This window comes from Streptomyces paromomycinus (assembly GCF_003865155.1).
Taxonomy (GTDB): domain Bacteria; phylum Actinomycetota; class Actinomycetes; order Streptomycetales; family Streptomycetaceae; genus Streptomyces; species Streptomyces chrestomyceticus.
Genome location: NZ_BHZD01000001.1, coordinates 7,580,587 through 7,595,797, shown reverse-complemented (window position 1 = coordinate 7,595,797; position 15,211 = coordinate 7,580,587). Strand labels below are relative to the sequence as shown.

Annotated in this window: 16 protein-coding genes; 4 read left to right on the top strand and 12 right to left on the bottom strand. The window is 67.0% G+C overall.

Annotation, left to right across the window (positions count from 1 at the left end):
* Positions 1–88: 88 nt before the first annotated feature.
* Positions 89–772, top strand: a complete 684-nt coding sequence (locus tag OEIGOIKO_RS32725) for a FadR/GntR family transcriptional regulator (RefSeq protein WP_125057068.1) — start codon at positions 89–91, stop codon at positions 770–772.
* 79 nt (positions 773–851) lie between these two features.
* Here OEIGOIKO_RS32725 and fabI read toward each other — a convergent pair whose 3' ends face one another.
* The gene (gene fabI / locus OEIGOIKO_RS32720; RefSeq protein WP_030021378.1) at positions 852–1,628 is read right to left on the bottom strand and encodes an enoyl-ACP reductase FabI; all 777 of its coding nucleotides are present in this window, start codon (positions 1,626–1,628) and stop codon (positions 852–854) included.
* 5 nt (positions 1,629–1,633) lie between these two features.
* Positions 1,634–2,338, bottom strand: a complete 705-nt coding sequence (gene fabG, locus OEIGOIKO_RS32715) for a 3-oxoacyl-[acyl-carrier-protein] reductase (RefSeq protein WP_031010395.1) — start codon at positions 2,336–2,338, stop codon at positions 1,634–1,636.
* A gap of 208 nt (positions 2,339–2,546) precedes the next feature.
* Between fabG and OEIGOIKO_RS32710 the strand changes: the two genes are divergently transcribed.
* Positions 2,547–4,082 (top strand): TldD/PmbA family protein, encoded by a 1,536-nt coding sequence (locus OEIGOIKO_RS32710; protein WP_125057067.1) that lies wholly within the window; start codon positions 2,547–2,549, stop codon positions 4,080–4,082.
* A gap of 82 nt (positions 4,083–4,164) precedes the next feature.
* Here the strand turns inward: OEIGOIKO_RS32710 and OEIGOIKO_RS32705 are convergent, their stop codons facing one another.
* The 6 genes from OEIGOIKO_RS32705 to OEIGOIKO_RS32680 all read right to left on the bottom strand — a co-directional run bounded on the left by OEIGOIKO_RS32705 (position 4,165) and on the right by OEIGOIKO_RS32680 (position 9,168).
* A complete protein-coding gene (locus OEIGOIKO_RS32705) occupies positions 4,165–5,412 on the bottom strand; it encodes a tyrosine-type recombinase/integrase (RefSeq protein ID WP_125057066.1) in 1,248 nt (415 codons plus the stop codon).
* Between the two features lie 47 nt (positions 5,413–5,459).
* Entirely contained in the window at positions 5,460–5,621 is a 162-nt protein-coding gene (locus tag OEIGOIKO_RS32700) for a helix-turn-helix domain-containing protein (protein WP_125057065.1), read from the bottom strand.
* 20 nt (positions 5,622–5,641) lie between these two features.
* Complete coding sequence (locus tag OEIGOIKO_RS32695; RefSeq protein ID WP_359872295.1) at positions 5,642–7,234, bottom strand: replication initiator; 1,593 nt, start codon at positions 7,232–7,234, stop codon at positions 5,642–5,644.
* A gap of 79 nt (positions 7,235–7,313) precedes the next feature.
* A complete protein-coding gene (locus OEIGOIKO_RS32690) occupies positions 7,314–7,508 on the bottom strand; it encodes a hypothetical protein (protein ID WP_125057064.1) in 195 nt (64 codons plus the stop codon).
* Positions 7,505–8,812, bottom strand: coding sequence for an FtsK/SpoIIIE domain-containing protein (locus tag OEIGOIKO_RS32685; protein WP_125057063.1), 1,308 nt, complete (start codon positions 8,810–8,812; stop codon positions 7,505–7,507). The genes OEIGOIKO_RS32690 and OEIGOIKO_RS32685 overlap by 4 nt, the downstream gene beginning before the upstream one ends.
* Positions 8,812–9,168, bottom strand: a complete 357-nt coding sequence (locus OEIGOIKO_RS32680; protein ID WP_125057062.1) for an SCO3933 family regulatory protein — start codon at positions 9,166–9,168, stop codon at positions 8,812–8,814. Before OEIGOIKO_RS32680 ends, OEIGOIKO_RS32685 begins: the two co-directional genes overlap by 1 nt.
* Positions 9,169–9,338: 170 nt before the next feature.
* On the opposite strand from OEIGOIKO_RS32680, the gene OEIGOIKO_RS32675 reads away from it, so the two are divergent.
* Positions 9,339–10,118, top strand: coding sequence for a GntR family transcriptional regulator (locus tag OEIGOIKO_RS32675; protein WP_125057061.1), 780 nt, complete (start codon positions 9,339–9,341; stop codon positions 10,116–10,118).
* A gap of 381 nt (positions 10,119–10,499) precedes the next feature.
* On the opposite strand, the gene OEIGOIKO_RS32670 is transcribed toward OEIGOIKO_RS32675, so the two are convergent.
* The 4 genes from OEIGOIKO_RS32670 to OEIGOIKO_RS32655 all read right to left on the bottom strand — a co-directional run bounded on the left by OEIGOIKO_RS32670 (position 10,500) and on the right by OEIGOIKO_RS32655 (position 13,821).
* Positions 10,500–11,219 carry a hypothetical protein gene (locus OEIGOIKO_RS32670; RefSeq protein ID WP_125057060.1) on the bottom strand — a complete coding sequence of 240 codons (720 nt, stop codon included), beginning with the start codon at positions 11,217–11,219 and terminating at the stop codon, positions 10,500–10,502.
* Positions 11,220–12,052: 833 nt separating this feature from the next.
* A complete protein-coding gene (locus OEIGOIKO_RS32665; protein ID WP_125057059.1) occupies positions 12,053–12,340 on the bottom strand; it encodes a hypothetical protein in 288 nt (95 codons plus the stop codon).
* Positions 12,341–12,920: 580 nt separating this feature from the next.
* Entirely contained in the window at positions 12,921–13,157 is a 237-nt protein-coding gene (locus tag OEIGOIKO_RS32660) for a DUF7848 domain-containing protein (protein WP_125057058.1), read from the bottom strand.
* Positions 13,158–13,365: 208 nt separating this feature from the next.
* Positions 13,366–13,821, bottom strand: coding sequence for an ATP-binding protein (locus OEIGOIKO_RS32655; protein ID WP_246177693.1), 456 nt, complete (start codon positions 13,819–13,821; stop codon positions 13,366–13,368).
* Positions 13,822–13,900: 79 nt separating this feature from the next.
* Between OEIGOIKO_RS32655 and OEIGOIKO_RS41910 the strand changes: the two genes are divergently transcribed.
* Positions 13,901–15,199: a tetratricopeptide repeat protein gene (locus tag OEIGOIKO_RS41910; protein ID WP_170251935.1), complete on the top strand. Its 1,299-nt coding sequence runs from the start codon at positions 13,901–13,903 to the stop codon at positions 15,197–15,199.
* The last annotated feature ends 12 nt before the right edge of the window (positions 15,200–15,211 follow it).

The following is a 15,211-nucleotide window of genomic DNA, read 5'->3' as shown; positions in this document are numbered from 1 at the left end:
GGCCCCCGGTCCCCCGGCCCCGGCGCTCGCTATCCTCTCGCGGTGCCCCCTGCCGGACTTCCGGTTCCCGTCCTTCTGGAGCGCTGACATGCCACTGACCTCGCCCCGGCGCTCCGCGCTGGCGGACCAGGTGATCACCCAGTTGCGGGCGCAGATCACCTCCGGCGAATGGCCGGTGGGCTCCCGCATTCCGACCGAGCCCGAACTGGTCGAACAGCTCGGGGTGGCCCGCAACACCGTCCGCGAGGCCGTACGGGCCCTGGCGCACAACGGCCTGCTGGACATCCGCCAGGGGTCGGGCACGTACGTGGCCGCGACCAGCGAACTGGCCGGGGTGATGAACCGCCGCTTCGCGGACGCCGACCCCGGGCACGTGGCGGAGCTGCGCAGCGCGCTGGAGGCGGCGGCGGCCCGGCTGGCCGCCCGGCGCCGCACCGACCAGGACCTGCGGCAGCTCGACGCCGCGCTGGAGCGGCGCGAGCGGGCCTGGGAGTCCGGCGCGGCGACGGCGTTCGTGGAGGCCGACGCGACGCTGCACATGGCGGTCGTCGCGGCCTCGCACAACGAGGTGCTGGCCGAGCTGTACGCCGACCTCGGGGGCGTACTGCGGGAGTTCCTGCGCGCCGACGTGGGCGACGTGCTGCGGCCCGAGGCCCACGTGGACCACGCGCGGCTGGTGGCGGCGATCCGCGCGGGGGACGACGAGCGGGCCGCGAACGAGGCGAGCGCCCACCCCTTCGGCTGCCGGCTCGGCTCCGGGACCGGCGGCTGAGCCCCGTACAGCGCCCGTGCAACACACGCTGCCCGCCCCGGCGGACCGGGGCGGGCAGCGTTGTGGGCTCTTACGGGCGTCAGGCGCCCATCATGTGCACGCCACCGTCGACGTGCACGATCTCGCCGGTGGTCTTCGGGAACCAGTCCGAGAGCAGCGCGACGACGCCGCGGCCGGCCGGCTCCGGGTCGGTGAGGTCCCAACCGATCGGGGCGCGGGTGGACCACACGTCCGTCAGCTCCTCGAAACCGGGGATCGAGCGGGCGGCCATCGACTTGATCGGGCCCGCCGAGACCAGGTTGCAGCGGATGTTCTTCGGGCCCAGGTCACGGGCCAGGTAGCGGGAGGTGGCCTCCAGCGCCGCCTTGGAGACGCCCATCCAGTCGTACTTCGGCCAGGCCATCTGCGCGTCGAAGTCCATGCCGACGACCGAGCCGCCGCGCTTCTCCAGCAGCGGGAGCAGCGCCATGGTCAGGGCCTTGAGGGAGTACGCCGAGACCTCGACGGCCGTGGCGACCGACTCCCACTCGGTGTTCAGGAAGTTGCCGCCCAGCGCGTCCTGCGGGGCGAACCCGATGGAGTGCACGACACCGTCGAGCTGGTCGTCGCCGAAGTGCTCGGTGACCTTGGCGGCCAGGCCGTCCAGGTGCTCCTTGTTCTGCACGTCCAGCTCGATGACCGGAGCGGGCTTCGGCAGCCGCTTGGCGATGCGCTCGACGAGGGAGAGCCGGCCGAACCCGGTCAGCACGACCTCGGCACCCTCCTCCTGCGCCAGCTTGGCGACGTGGAAGGCGATCGAGGCGTCCGTGAGGACCCCGGTGACCAGAATGCGCTTGCCTGCGAGGATTCCACTCATGCTGATCAGTGACCCATGCCCAATCCGCCGTCGACGGGAATGACGGCTCCGGTGATGTACGCGGCCTCGTCGGAGGCCAGGAAGCGGACCGAGGCGGCGATCTCCTCGGGCTGCGCGTAGCGCGCCAGCGGCACCTGCTTCACGATGCCCTCCCGCTGCTCGTCGGTGAGCGCGCGGGTCATGTCGGTGTCGACGAAACCGGGCGCGACGACGTTGACGGTGATGTTACGGCTGCCCAGCTCACGGGCGAGCGAGCGGGCGAAGCCCACCAGCCCGGCCTTGGAGGCGGCGTAGTTCGCCTGGCCCGCGGAGCCCAGCAGGCCCACGACGGACGAGATCAGCACGACCCGGCCCTTGCGCGCCCGCAGCATGCCGCGGTTGGCGCGCTTGACCACCCGGAAGGTGCCGGTGAGGTTGGTTTCGAGGACCGAGGTGAAGTCCTCCTCGGACATCCGCATCAGCAGCTGGTCGCGGGTGACGCCGGCGTTGGCCACCAGCACCTCGACCGTGCCGTGCTTCTCCTCGATCTCCTTGTAGGCCTGCTCGACCTGCTCGGCGTCCGTGATGTCGCACTTCACGGCCAAAAATCCCTCGGGCGGCTCCCCCGAGCGGTAGGTGATGGCGACCTTGTCGCCTGCCTCGGCGAAGGCCCGGGCGATGGCGAGGCCAATGCCGCGGTTGCCTCCGGTGACCAGAACCGAGCGGCTCAAGAGATCACCCTTTCCGTGTCCTGTCCGACCTGCGTTCGCTACGAAACTATCGGTCACCGGCCTCGTACGGAGAATCGAGCCCGGACAGGCGCGCACGCCGGTCACTGTCGGGTCCCTACAGAAGGCGCCGCCCCGGGGATCCTCCGACGGGGTGGGCCGGGGGCTCCGGGCAGGGCATGATTCATGGCGCCGACCACGGGAGGACGCCTTGCCTGTCACACCTCGTTCGATCGACGAGACCTTCCTCGCGCTGCCGCTGCACGCGCTGGCCGACGCCGCGCTGGCGCGGGCCCGGGCGCTGGGCGCCGCCCACGCGGACTTCCGCCTGGAGCGGGTGCGCAGCGCGTCCTGGCGGTTGCGGGACGCCCGGCCCTCGGAGGCGTCCGACACCACGGACCTGGGCTACGCGGTGCGCGTGGTGCACAACGGGGCCTGGGGGTTCGCGTCCGGCGTCGACCTGACGATGGACGCCGCGGCGCGGGTGGCGGGCCGGGCGGTGGCGATGGCGAAGCTGTCCGCCAAGGTCATCGAGGCGGCGGGCGCCACCGAACGCGTCGAGCTGGCGGACGAGCCCGCATATCCGGACCGTACATGGATCTCCTCGTACGAGATCAACCCGTTCGACGTACCGGACGCCGACAAGACCGGCCTGCTCGCGGACTGGAGCGCCCGGCTGCTGGCCGCACCGGGCGTGGCACATGCCGACGCCTCGCTGCTGACCGTCCAGGAGAACAAGTTCTACGCGGACACCGCGGGCACCGGCACCACCCAGCAGCGGGTACGGGTGCAGCCGCAGCTGACGGCGGTGGCCGTGGACCCGGCGACCGGCGAGTTCGACTCGATGCGCACCCTCGCCCCGCCGGTGGGCCGCGGCTGGGAGTACCTGACCGACGGCGGCTACGACTGGGACGCCGAGCTGGCCCGGATGCCGGACCACCTCGCCGAGAAGCTGCGCGCGCCGGGCGTCGAACCCGGCCGCTACGACCTGGTCGTCGACCCGTCCAACCTGTGGCTGACCATCCACGAGTCGATCGGCCACGCCACCGAGCTGGACCGCGCGCTGGGCTACGAAGCGGCGTACGCGGGCACCTCCTTCGCCACCTTCGACCAGCTCGGCACGCTGGCGTACGGCTCCGAGGTGATGAACGTGACCGGCGACCGCACTGCCGAACACGGCCTGGCGACCATCGGTTACGACGACGAGGGCGTCGCCGCCCAGTCCTGGGACCTCATCAGAAACGGCACCCTCGTCGGCTACCAGCTCGACCGCCGCACCGCCGCGCTCACCGGCTTCCCCCGCTCCAACGGCTGCGCGTTCGCCGACTCCCCCGCCCACGTCCCCGTACAGCGCATGGCCAACGTCTCCCTCCAGCCCGCCCCGAAGGGCCCGTCCACCCGCGACCTGATCTCCGGGGTGGAGCACGGCATTTACGTCGTCGGGGACCGGTCCTGGTCGATCGACATGCAGCGGTACAACTTCCAGTTCACCCAGCAGAGGGCCTACCTCATCCGGGACGGCCAGCTGTGCGGGCAGCTCCGGGATGTTGCCTATCAGGGAAGTACTACGGAGTTCTGGGGGTCGATGGCGGCCGTCGGCGGGCCGGGGACGTACGTCCTCGGAGGGGCCTTCAACTGCGGGAAGGCGCAGCCGGGGCAGATCGCGGCGGTGTCGCACGGGTGTCCGGCGGCGATGTTCCGGAGTGTAAATATTTTGAACACCTCCGGTGAGTCCGGGCGGTCGTAGGCAGTCGAATCAAGATCGCCGGGGACTCGCGAAGTCAACACCAGGTCGACACGCCGTCACGTGGTTCTCTACGCAGTTCCGACTACGCGACCTCATCCCAGTCGTCCACGGACCCCTCGTCCGGAGTCAGCCGAGGCGGAGCAATCAGTCCCTTGAAGGGCGCCAGGCCCAGCCCCAAGCGGTTGTGCATGGTCCGGGCACCTCGTTCCATCGCCCTACGGACGAGGTGCCCGTACACCAGCTCCGTCGTCCTCGTACTCCGATGCCCCACCCAGGCCGCGACCTCGAACAGCGGAATGTCCGCGTGGATGGCCTCCGAGACGAAGAAGTGCCGGAAGCTCTTGGGCGTGTATCGGGGAGTCCCCGCGGCCTTGGCCGCCGCCTTGAACTGGTTCAGGAACCAGTCGTACGACGGGTGGCGGTCGTTCAGCCGGGGGGACTCGAAGAACCAGCCCCGGTCCCCCCACGTCCCGAAGGCATCGACGTGATCGTTGAAGATCTCGTTGACCGACTCGGGCACCGGGGCCTTCCTCGCCTCCTCGAAGGTACGGTGCTTCGTCCCCCGCTTCACCCCTCGCCGATAGCCCGAGATCCCCTGGCAGCCGTACGCCGAGACCTGGTGGTCCACGGCCAGGATGCCGCGCTCCCAGTCCATCGACTCTTCGGCGAGCGCCAGGGACTCACCGGGGCGTGTGCCGCAGCCCGCCATGGCCCAGAAGCCGGCCCGGATGATTTTGGGAGTCTCCGCGATGATCCCCAAGACCTCTTCCATGCTCGGAATGTCGTCATCGGTGACGGGAGTGAGGAACTGGCCGGAACGCCTGCGGGGGTTCGCCTTCTTGCACGGATTCCGGCCGATGATTTCAGCGGCTACCGCGTAGTTGAACACGGAGGAGAGGACGTTCTTCCGTCCGGAGATCCCAGAACCCTTGTATCCCCTCTCCCGCTGGTTCGCCTCCCATTCTTGGATCATTGACGGAGTGATACTGCCGATGGGCTTCTTACCGAAGAACGGCCCGTAGTGATTCTCGTAGACGCTGTGATAGTTCCGCTTCGAGGATTCTTCCAGCGTGCCCGCATCCACCCACTCGCGCCAGATCTCTTCGAACGGCCGCATCCCGCCTTTGGGATTGACGTACGTCCCTAAGTCCTTGTCCCGTTCGACCTTGACCGCAAACGCCTCAGCGTCTTCCGACTTCTTGAACGAAACCTGTCGGAGTTTTCCTGCTCGCCCACCGGGTTCGCGGTACGTCACCCGGTACGGCTTGTGTGGACACGTTGCCTTCTTGCGCCGAGGGCAAGGGCAGTCTTCTTTCTTGATCGTCGCCACGGATGTTCACCTCCTGCATGTTGATGGGTCAGCGATTGGCCGGGAAGCTAGTCAGCCCTCATCCGGGCGTCAACCCAGTGGTGCAGGTCGCGAGTTCGGAACCGGACATGCTTGCCGACCTTCAGATACGGGATGCCCCAGCGCCGGTACGAGTCCATGAGGACACGCTTGGTCACGCCCAGCTCCACAGCAGCCTCCGCCGGAGTCATCAGCAAATTGCTGCCGCCCCTCACGTTCCCTCTCCCTTTCTGCTGGTCAGCTCCTCCCTCGCGATGACGAGATTGCGGGCCGCGTCTTGGGCGATGCCTGCCGTGATGAGGGCGCCGCCGGGGGTGTGACCGGAGCCGAGATAGCGCCAGTCGCGTGCAGTGATCGCGTTATCAGCAGCAGCAGATTGGCTGATTGAACTCCGATGTTTGGCACGGGCCTCACGCAGCGCCGAGTACGTGGTGGAGTACGTCCGGGATTTGGTGAGGATGTGGCCACGGAATCCGAGTGTGTGGGTCCAGGACCTGAGGTTCAGGGACGCGTATTCAGGCAGGCCGCCGAGGCGCCAAGTAGTGCGCATAAGGGTGCGCGAGTGGGCCGTGGCCGGTATCGCGTCGATCTCTCGGATACTTTTCAGCCGGTGGTCAGCGCCGGCCAAGGTGTCGGCGGCACCCTTGGTCACGTATTTGGCGACGTACGCCGCCACCGCATCGGCATCCGGTCCATCGGTGGTGTCACAGGCTTCGAGCGGGCGCGCGTCGAGTTGGGCTCCCCAGCGCAGCTCGTACTGCCCCACAGCCTGGCTGTAGGGGGAGCTGAGACAGACCGCACGGGCAGCGGAGTGGATGACGGAAACGAGAAGATCAGCGATGCCCCAAGCTGGGGGCGCCACAGCCCGGCCGTCCGCGCTGTCGAGGCGGAGCACAGCGTGGAGGTGGACCGCCGCGCGCCGCTGGAGTTCGGCGATCTTCGCATGGCAGATGCGTACCGTCCGGCGCAGACCGGTACGGGTCAGACCGATGCGGGCCGCGAGGTGGTTGTGGAGGTTGTCGGTGAACGCCTTCCACAGCCGCCCTGCTTGCGCGTGCCACAGGACGTGTCCGGTGTAGTCGTAGCAGGCTGGGCACAGCGGCTGACCAACCAGAGGGTCCAACTCCGCGTGAACGGCTGGACAGCCTAGGAGGTGACCGTGCTCGCAGTGCTGCGCGTCCCGGCGGGGGCTGCAGCGTGCCCCGTCTGTAGTGGCGCGGTGCACGGGGCCGAAGGAGGGGGCGGTCAGGGTGACGAACAGCCGAGGGTGGTGCCGAACGTCGGCGGGGACGGATTTGCCACCGACGAGCCCGGCACGGACGAGGTGGAAGGTGTCGCCGGCGTGGATATGGGAGCAAGGCGCGCAGACTCTGGCGCGGCGGTTTCGACAGCGGACGAGCAGTCGCTCCCCTGGCTCACAGCGGGTGTCGTAGTGGTGCAGGATCTCGCCGGTTGCCGCGTCCCGGACGGTGGTGGCTCCGGCCAGATGGATCGGATTTGCGCAGCCACCAGTAGCGGTGACCTGGTCCAGCCAGCGGGGAAACTGAGGACCCTGGACGATGCGGATGGCGTCACGGTCAGTCTCGGAGAGCCGGCCGAGGCGCGCCGCCCGTTCGAGTACGGCGCGCCGGCCAGCCGAAGCGATGTCGGGGTTGATGGCGGGGACCTCCCCAGGTAGGCCGCCGCAGCGGCACGGTGGATGGCTGGGGCGGAACCGTCCATGGCAATCACTCCTCGTGTGGTCGGTGGTGGTGCAGGTCAGCGGATGGTGCCGGTGCCCCGGCAGCAGCGGCAGCGCCGCCACCGCCCGGAGCGGGTCTTTCGGGACCGCTCGCCCTTGCACACAGGGCAGCGCACGCGACGCATCGGCATACGAGGCCTTCCTAGGTGTGCTGAAACCCGGAGAAGACCCAGTTGACGATCCCGCCGATGGTGAAGACGAGCGGGGTCTGACCGACGTAGAGGCCGAACAGGCCGATGGCCACGGCCTCCCAGAACTTCACGTCACGGGAGCGGATCAAGAGGATGGTGATGATCCCGAAGACCACCGCGAACGGGATCGAGGTCGCTTCGCTCATGTGCCGGACTCCTCGCCTTGAAGGGCAACCAGGGCGCGGGCCGCGCCGGGCAGCAGTGGCGTACTCGCCGCGTGCTTCGCCGCCGCGTTACGCGCTTCCTCGGTGGTGGTCAGGTGAGAACGGGCTCGCACCCAGCCCCCGTCCGTTCCGGTGCAAACGGCAACGCCACGTTCGGCAGCGGTGATGGACTGAGCCACGGCCACTGCGTCCTTGTTGAGGTCGCCGAGCGTCATCTCGGCTGTCCCGGAGTCGTGGACCCGATGGCAGATTCGCCCGCCGAGTTGCGCCCGAAGGGCCGTGACGCCGGGACCGAGATCGGAGCCGACCCGTTGCCCGGAGAGGACCAGGTGCAGCCCCAGGGCCGCGCCGAGCTGAGCCAGCCGCAACAGGTAGGTGGAGCACTGCTCGATCTCCGCCCGACTGATCTTCGTGCCGTCGGACAGATACAGCTCCGCCAGCTCATCGACAATGACGACGATGGGGATGGGCCGCCGCTTGGGCGGCAGCTCCCAGATGGAACGCGCCCCCGCATCCCGGCAGCGCCGCATCCGCCCCTGAAGGTCGACAACCAGGGCACCGAGAACAGCAACCGCTTCGCGTCGGCAGGTGGCCAAGGCGGACAGACGATCGGCGAACAGCCCCAGCTCCATACCGCCCTTGCAGTCGATGCCGACCAGCGCGACCCGCTGAGGCGCCAACTCCTTGATCAACCTGGCTATCAACGTCGACTTGCCCGACTGCGTGGCCCCCGTGATCAGCCAGTGCGGCACCTGAAGCAGATCCATGATCCAGGCACCGCCACTCTCCAGAGCCCCGAGCACAGCACTCATCGGCGCGGACGGGGCGGAGACGATGCCGGGGCGCTCCAACGGGTCCCGAGCCGTGGCGGACAGATGGACGAGGCCACGTTCGGACGAGGTGACGCGTACGGCGTGCACCCGCCAGGTGTGCGCCAAGGTCTCCGCGATCTCCAAGTACCGGGCCGGCGCCTGGCCCGGATGCAGCCGCACCACCACCTCCAGCCCGTTGGACATGGCCCGGGGGAAGGAGATCCGCGGTGCCTTGGTACGCAGTGGTTCGCCCCGGACCTCCAGCCCTTTGATTACGCGACTGGCGGGCCGGTCGCTAACCGCCAGACCGTTCAGGTCGGCAACCTTGCGCCAGGTGAACAGCACCCGCAGAGCGGTGACGGGGTAGCCGGTCAGGTACCAGTGCCAGGCCGGACGGTTCTCCTCCAGCCAGCGGCCGAACACCAGGAGCCAGGCGAGCGCGGCAAGCGCGAAGGCAAGCAGGATCGCTCCCATCAAGCACCCCCACCCTTGCCCGGTAAGGCCGTAGTGGCGGCCGGCTGGACGGGCGTGATGGCCTCAGCACGGAAGCTAATGCCGTGCCGTTCCCCCATGGCCCAGGAGAACGCCTCCAGCCCGGTGACCCGGATCTCCTGCCCCTCCTTGATCCCTTTCGGCTCCCCGGCCACAGCTATCTCGATCACCGAGATGCGGCGCCCCTCCTGCCGCACGGTCGCGGCCACGGTGTAGATCGTGTTGCCCTCCCTATCCCTCTTGACCTCCTTGGTCTCGTAGTTACTGATCTTGGGTTCCGGTTCAACGGCACAGCGCAGAACGCCAAGCCGCGACGTGTCCACCGGTATCGCCTGCATTGGGCTGTCACTCCTAGAGCACTCGAAGAACACCGAAGACGTCACCTGACGTCACTCGTGCTTACGAGTTACGACTATGCACACCTTGACGCCCGCAGGCAAGAACTTATGCTTACGAGTGACGTCAGGTAACGTCATGAAGATCGCTGACGACGAGGAAGAAGCCCGGCATGGACGATTCGATGCAGCGCCCCGGAGCGCTCTACCAGCAGCTCGCGGCCGAGATGCGCAGCTCCATCGCATCCGGCGAACTCAAGCCCGGCACCCCGCTCCCCTCCGAGGCGCAGCTCATCGATCGCTACCGAGTCAGCCGGCCCACGGTCCGCAAGGCCGTGTCCCTGCTCAAGGCCGAGGGGCTCATCGAGGTCATCCACGGCAAGGGCTCGTACGTGAAGGCCGTCCCCGCCCCACCCCTGACCATCAAACGGACCGTCACCCGCAAGGGCAAGACCTTCACCACCCCCCAAGCCATCTGGGAAGAGACCGCCCCGCCGACCGTCTACCGGACTCGCACCACGACCGTCACCGGTCCCCCGCTCGGCCTGCCCGAAGACGAAGAACTCTTCGCCTGCGACCGCGTCCTACGCCACCCGAAGACCGGCACCCGCGCCCTGCACCGCACCTTGATCCCCTTCGCCACCGCAGACACCGCGCCTTCGCTGGCCGAAGCCCCCGACGCCTCACCAACAGACATCTACGCAGCCCTCACCGCTGCCGGGCACAAACTCACCTGGACCGAGACCGTACGAGCCCGTATGCCCCTAGCCGACGAACGCTCAGCCCTCGAACTCCCCGATGCCACCCCGGTAGTGCATCTTCTGGCCGTCACCCATGGCACCGACCTGGAGCCCCTGCTCCTCGAAGAACTCCGCACCAACGGCCACCAGGCTCAGTTCGCCTTCCGCGTCACCGCCGACAGCCCCCGCGCCCTGCACTCCGTCCCGGACTGACCCGGCAGCACAACGCGTCGAAAACTATCTCTACTTCCTCAAGGCGGCTCGCTCCGCTCCCCGCGCGCGGCCCGGCCCCCGTCCGGGCCTGCGCTCGTGTCTCCGCCCCGCTCCAGCCCGGCCGGCGCCCGCCCGCGCACACAGCGACCAGCCACCTGATCTCAGAGAAGAGGCACGTCGTGGCTGGGGCCGGTCGGCTCCACGGCTTTAGGCAGCCACTTTGGGGCGAGCCTCTAAGATCACGGCCCCAACGTCGTGCTTCACCGGGCAGGTCCACAGACCGCCCGACGCGCCATCAGCTTACGGGGCCATGATCACTCGCCCCAAAGCAGCTCCCGCCCAAAGCCGCTCCGCCGACCTCGCCAGGATGCCCTCCGTAAATCAGGACCCTGCGGTCGAGTCATCTCGCAGCGTTTCGAGCACCTTTCGACCGAGATCAGACAAGGCGTATGTACGTGAACTATCTAGATATGTCATTCCGTTTGTAGCATCCTCGACCACACCCAAATAAATCAGTTTCCGAAGAATGGCATACGCCCCCTCCGTCAAGCCCGAATCTTGTTGGGTTATTTCCGATAGTCGCATACCGTACCGGATACTGTCATCAGGTTGAGCAGAGATGGGTACCGCACCTTCCAGAATGGCCATCATCCTAATATGCGGCGCATCGAGACCAGTAATGGCCGTTGCGATTAGCCCAGAGATATCAAGAGTCGCAGGACGCTCATCTGCCACGGCAGCTGCTAGTGCACGAGCAAGGGCATATCTCTTCCGTTCCAAAGAAATGTCCTGCGCCGCTAGGATGACTCGACTCGCCAACTCCAATAGTCCGTCGTCGGAGACCAGACGATCCACTACCGAGCTTTCATCCGTACCGAGCACGTGCGCAACGTTCCTCAGGACCTCCCCGCTTCGGCGCAACCTACGACGTTGGACATGTTCGATCAGCGCCTCGGCAGCAGAACTCAGCACTGGAGCAGAAGCAGCCCCCGTGATTCCACCGACAGGGCCGCCGACGGCAACCCCGGCGCCTGTGGCGATCGCTGCAGCAATTGCATCTACGGCACCTTTCTCTACAATGCGCCTAGATTTCGAAGTCATCACGCGTCTCCATTGCTCGCCTTTCGACTCTCTGAGTGGAGAGTGCGATCAACGCCCTGCATCGATTTGGCAATACCTTTCAAGGAAGCACGAATTTCCTTAACCTGAGACTCCATGGAGAGCGATGAGGTGACCCACGTTTCGCCTCGCATTAGCTCTACATCGAGATCGAAGGAGTCTACGTAATCCTGCTTCCCGTCAGCCGACTCATACGAGATCGTAACCGTGACTCGCTCTGGCGTGGGTTCTGAGTTGACGAAGCGACCGTCCTGCGACTCACCCACGTAATAGATGTTGCGGAGTTCTACCCCTGGCATCAACATACGAATTGTCCTTGCATAGCGACTCTTCAGGAAGGGCACTACGCTCTCTCGGGCAGCGTTAGGGGCAGGGTCAGGTATTTCGGGGTCAAAACTAACCCGTACATTCTTCGCCACCGACGGGCCGTAGTTCCGGATCACAAGGTACAAAGTGCCGCGGGATGGCAGTGCGTCGCGGAACTCCGCCGCGACCATCGGCCTACTTCTGCTTATACTGTCGCGTCGCGTTTGAAGTAGTGTGCGCACACCATTCACCGCAGCGAACCACGCTGCACCAGCACCCGCAGCGCCGGCTGCTGCTGCCAACCACGCCGGACCATTGGACATTTCCTCCCCCATCCTGTTTCCGCCAAGACACGCGCCCACGCCACGGCAACATGCTTGCACCCTGGATGCCCCATGGTTCCCAGCCGCACACTTGCTACGTCGCAACAGTTGCCCTGTGCCGCTTCCGGCTTACGTGTCTCACAGCGATACGTCACTTCCCCGGTTAGCGATCCGGAGGAAGCTCGCTCAACTCGCCCTGCCCCACCGCGACATCGCCCACAACAGCTCCGTTGTCTGCCGGGCCGTCTCCGTTGGTAGCTTCAAGGTGACCTCCCCGGAGCCGTCCGGTCGGGCGTGAGCCTGCGCCCTGACGCTTGCCACGTCGATTCCGGCTGCAGCCAGCGCCTCCGACAGGGCCGCGCCGGCGTCGTGGGCCTCGCGCCAGCCTGCTACGTAGTCCACGCCTCTGACCCACACCGTCTCGTCAGGGTCGAACCCGTGGTCTGCCAACCCCTCGCCGCCGAAGGCGTCCATCGACTCAAGTCCCTTCCCTGCTCACCGGATCACTGATCAAGCAGGGCAACCGCACATGCGCATCACGGCAACCCCGGTACCATCGGCACCGGGGTTGCCAGCAACCCCACCCGGGTCACCCCGGAAGCTGTCCAGGCGAGGGGTGGCCCGGTCTTGCATCTTGGGTTGTCGATCACGGTCCGGCCCTGAACGAAGCGCAGAGCCGGACCGCCGCCCCCGGTGACATGACCGTTAGCCTGCACGACCCTGCGGAGCAACGGAGCCGCACAGCCTGCGATCACCAGGGGAGTTCAAGAGCAGGTACTGGCCGGTCCCGGCCAGCCCGACCGGGGCTACGCCAGGGGTCAGCCCCGCTCCTTCTTGACGAGGTACGTCCTTGGGGACGAGCAGCACCGCGCGCAACGCTGGCACCCTCGTGCGCTCGACGCCGTCAGCCGGGCGCGCTCGCGGTCGAAGAGGCGGAACAACCTTCGGTCGGCCACGTGTCGCCACCACTGCTCTTGCGCTCGGAGGGCTGCTTCGTCAGCCATCCCTGCGGCCCATCGGAGCCCCCGGCGCGCGTTCCTCCACCCCTGGCGTATCACCGGGTCTCCTCTACCGCCGTCGCTCGGAAGTACGAGAGGTTTACGGCCTGGAAGAGGGTGTGGCCCTCGCGGCCCGCGTGCTTCAGCGCCCAGTTCTGCGCCGGCGCCGGGTCCTCGAAGGCTCCTGAGACCGCGTCGCACTTCATGCACTTCATCTCGAAGATCGGCGGACTGCCCGACGTGTCGAGTTGCAACACCCAGTCCACGAACCTGTAGATCGCCTTGACCACCATCAGCGCGACCTCTTCCGGTCGCGTCCCCAGAGCCAGGTGTCGGCAGTGAACCGCTCCGACGGGTGTTCCTTGAAGACCAGGACCACCGTGGGGCGCCGGGAAGACGCCTGGTCGGGACGGACCGCCTTCACCTCCCGCAACCGGCCCCGCAGCCGTACTTGGTCTCCCCGACGTACCCGAGAGGCCATCAGTCGGTCATCCATCACGCTCAGCCTTCCTCAGGGGCCGTCACCACGGCCCATACGGACTTCCCGGCCCCGGCGCGTTCGTCCACGCCCCAGCGGGCGGACAGCTCGCCGACGAGGCACAGGCCCCAACCACCCGTATCGCTCGGTACGCGGATCACCGGGCGTTCGTCCGCCCAGTCGCGCACCTCGATCCGGACGCCATCCGGTACGCGGGAATACCGCGTCTCGATCTCGCGCTCGGCAGTCGCGCGCCCGTGCCTGACCGCATTGGTGACCAACTCGGAGAGCACCAGCAGCACTTCGTCAGCCACCGTGCTCAGGCCCCATTTGATCAACAGGCCACTCAACTCGGCGCGAGCCAGGCCGACACTGCGAGCGCTGTGGGGCCATCGGCTCACTGCCGAATCTCCACTGCTCACTGTCGCATCGGACTTCATACGCAGCAGGATCAGGGTCAGTTGTTCCGGAATCGACACCAGCGTGATTACCCACGGTGGGTAACATCGCGAGGGAAGCGTCACAGCGTTCCAGGCTGAGTCCATCGGAGCATCGCTCATGCCCAAGTTCGAACCGCCGCAAGATCTCCCCGCGCGTATCTTGAACGACGCCGAAATGATCAAAGCGTGCTACGAACGCGACTTTTCGCGCATCTTCAAGATCGTGAAACGGGCAGGTTTCTACCCTGCTCTCATCGCGCGGCGCTGCGACCTGACACCGAGCCGGGTCGGCGAGGTCATCCAGGGACAGCGGATCATCAAGGACATGGCGGTTGTCGAGCGTGTGGCCGACGGGCTCCGTATCCCTGGGCAGATGCTCGGTCTCGTGCGCCGAAGCTGGGAGGGCAGCAGCGGCGAGCCGAAGGAGGCCGTCCTGCTGACGCCGCCCGACCCGGCCATGAGCCCTGTGCCGGCTGATGATCTGTGGGTGGCGACGTCCGGCGAGGACCTGGCCGATCCGGAGTTCACCGCGACTCTCATTGAGAGTCAGCTACCTCAGCGCTACAAAAGTGCGAATTACTTCGGGGCGAGACAACCGCTAGCCACGGTCAATCACGATGCGAAGACCATCGCCCGCCTCCTGGACACTGCCAATGGTTCGGTGCGCCGCAGGCTGCTACATGTGGGCAGCCAGACCGCTGAATTTCTCGGGTGGCTTTATCAGGATTTGGGTGACTTCACGGCAGCGGCGTACTGGTCTGACCGTTCGATGGAGTGGGCACAGGAAGCCGCTGATCATCACATGCAGTCCTACCTGCTATTCCGCAAGAGCCACCAGGCCGCCGCGCAGGGAAGCCCAGCGCGGGCCGTCGGGCTGGCCCAGGCAGCACAGTACGTACCGAACAGGACTCCCCAGCTCTCTGCGCTCGCGGCGCTGCAAGAGGCCGCCGGCCATGCGCTCCAAGGAGACCCGCAGGCCGCACTGACCAAGTTCGACGAGGCGCACGAGCTTGCGTCGCAGACGTACGAGGCCGACCCCGACGCCATCCTCGACACGTCCTACTGCACCCCGACCTACGTGGAGATCCAGCGCGCCAATTGTTGGATCGATCTTGGTGACCCGTCGCGCGCCATCCGCCTCTTCGAGGAGGAGATCGCAGTCCTCCCCCAGGTCTTCCGAAACGACCGCAGCGTCTACCTCGCGCGCCTCGCCCGTGCCTACGCCAAGGCCGGCGAGCCCGAGCCGTGCGCGGAGGCCGCTGGCAAGGCTCTGGCGATCGTCGCGCAGACCGGTTCGGCCCGGACCCTCGCGGAGCTGACGGCCGTGGCCCGCGCCGTCCCGACACGTCAAAAGGTTCCTGCCATAGCGGCCTTCACCGAGCGCCTTCAGATCGTTCGCGACCGACTTACGACCTAGTTCGGCCGGAAA

Bases quoted from the DNA above. Each gene is read 5' to 3' on its own strand.
- OEIGOIKO_RS32725 (WP_125057068.1), top strand. From the start codon at position 89: ATGCCACTGACCTCGCCCCGGCGCTCCGCGCTGGCGGACCAGGTGATC.
- OEIGOIKO_RS32675 (WP_125057061.1), top strand. From the start codon at position 9,339: ATGGACGATTCGATGCAGCGCCCCGGAGCGCTCTACCAGCAGCTCGCG.
- OEIGOIKO_RS32685 (WP_125057063.1), bottom strand. From the start codon at position 8,812: ATGGGAGCGATCCTGCTTGCCTTCGCGCTTGCCGCGCTCGCCTGGCTC.
- OEIGOIKO_RS32680 (WP_125057062.1), bottom strand. From the start codon at position 9,168: ATGCAGGCGATACCGGTGGACACGTCGCGGCTTGGCGTTCTGCGCTGT.
- OEIGOIKO_RS32690 (WP_125057064.1), bottom strand. From the start codon at position 7,508: ATGAGCGAAGCGACCTCGATCCCGTTCGCGGTGGTCTTCGGGATCATC.
- OEIGOIKO_RS32665 (WP_125057059.1), bottom strand. From the start codon at position 12,340: ATGGACGCCTTCGGCGGCGAGGGGTTGGCAGACCACGGGTTCGACCCT.
- OEIGOIKO_RS32700 (WP_125057065.1), bottom strand. From the start codon at position 5,621: ATGACTCCGGCGGAGGCTGCTGTGGAGCTGGGCGTGACCAAGCGTGTC.
- OEIGOIKO_RS32660 (WP_125057058.1), bottom strand. From the start codon at position 13,157: ATGGTGGTCAAGGCGATCTACAGGTTCGTGGACTGGGTGTTGCAACTC.
- OEIGOIKO_RS41910 (WP_170251935.1), top strand. From the start codon at position 13,901: ATGCCCAAGTTCGAACCGCCGCAAGATCTCCCCGCGCGTATCTTGAAC.
- OEIGOIKO_RS32670 (WP_125057060.1), bottom strand. From the start codon at position 11,219: ATGACTTCGAAATCTAGGCGCATTGTAGAGAAAGGTGCCGTAGATGCA.
- fabI (WP_030021378.1), bottom strand. From the start codon at position 1,628: ATGAGTGGAATCCTCGCAGGCAAGCGCATTCTGGTCACCGGGGTCCTC.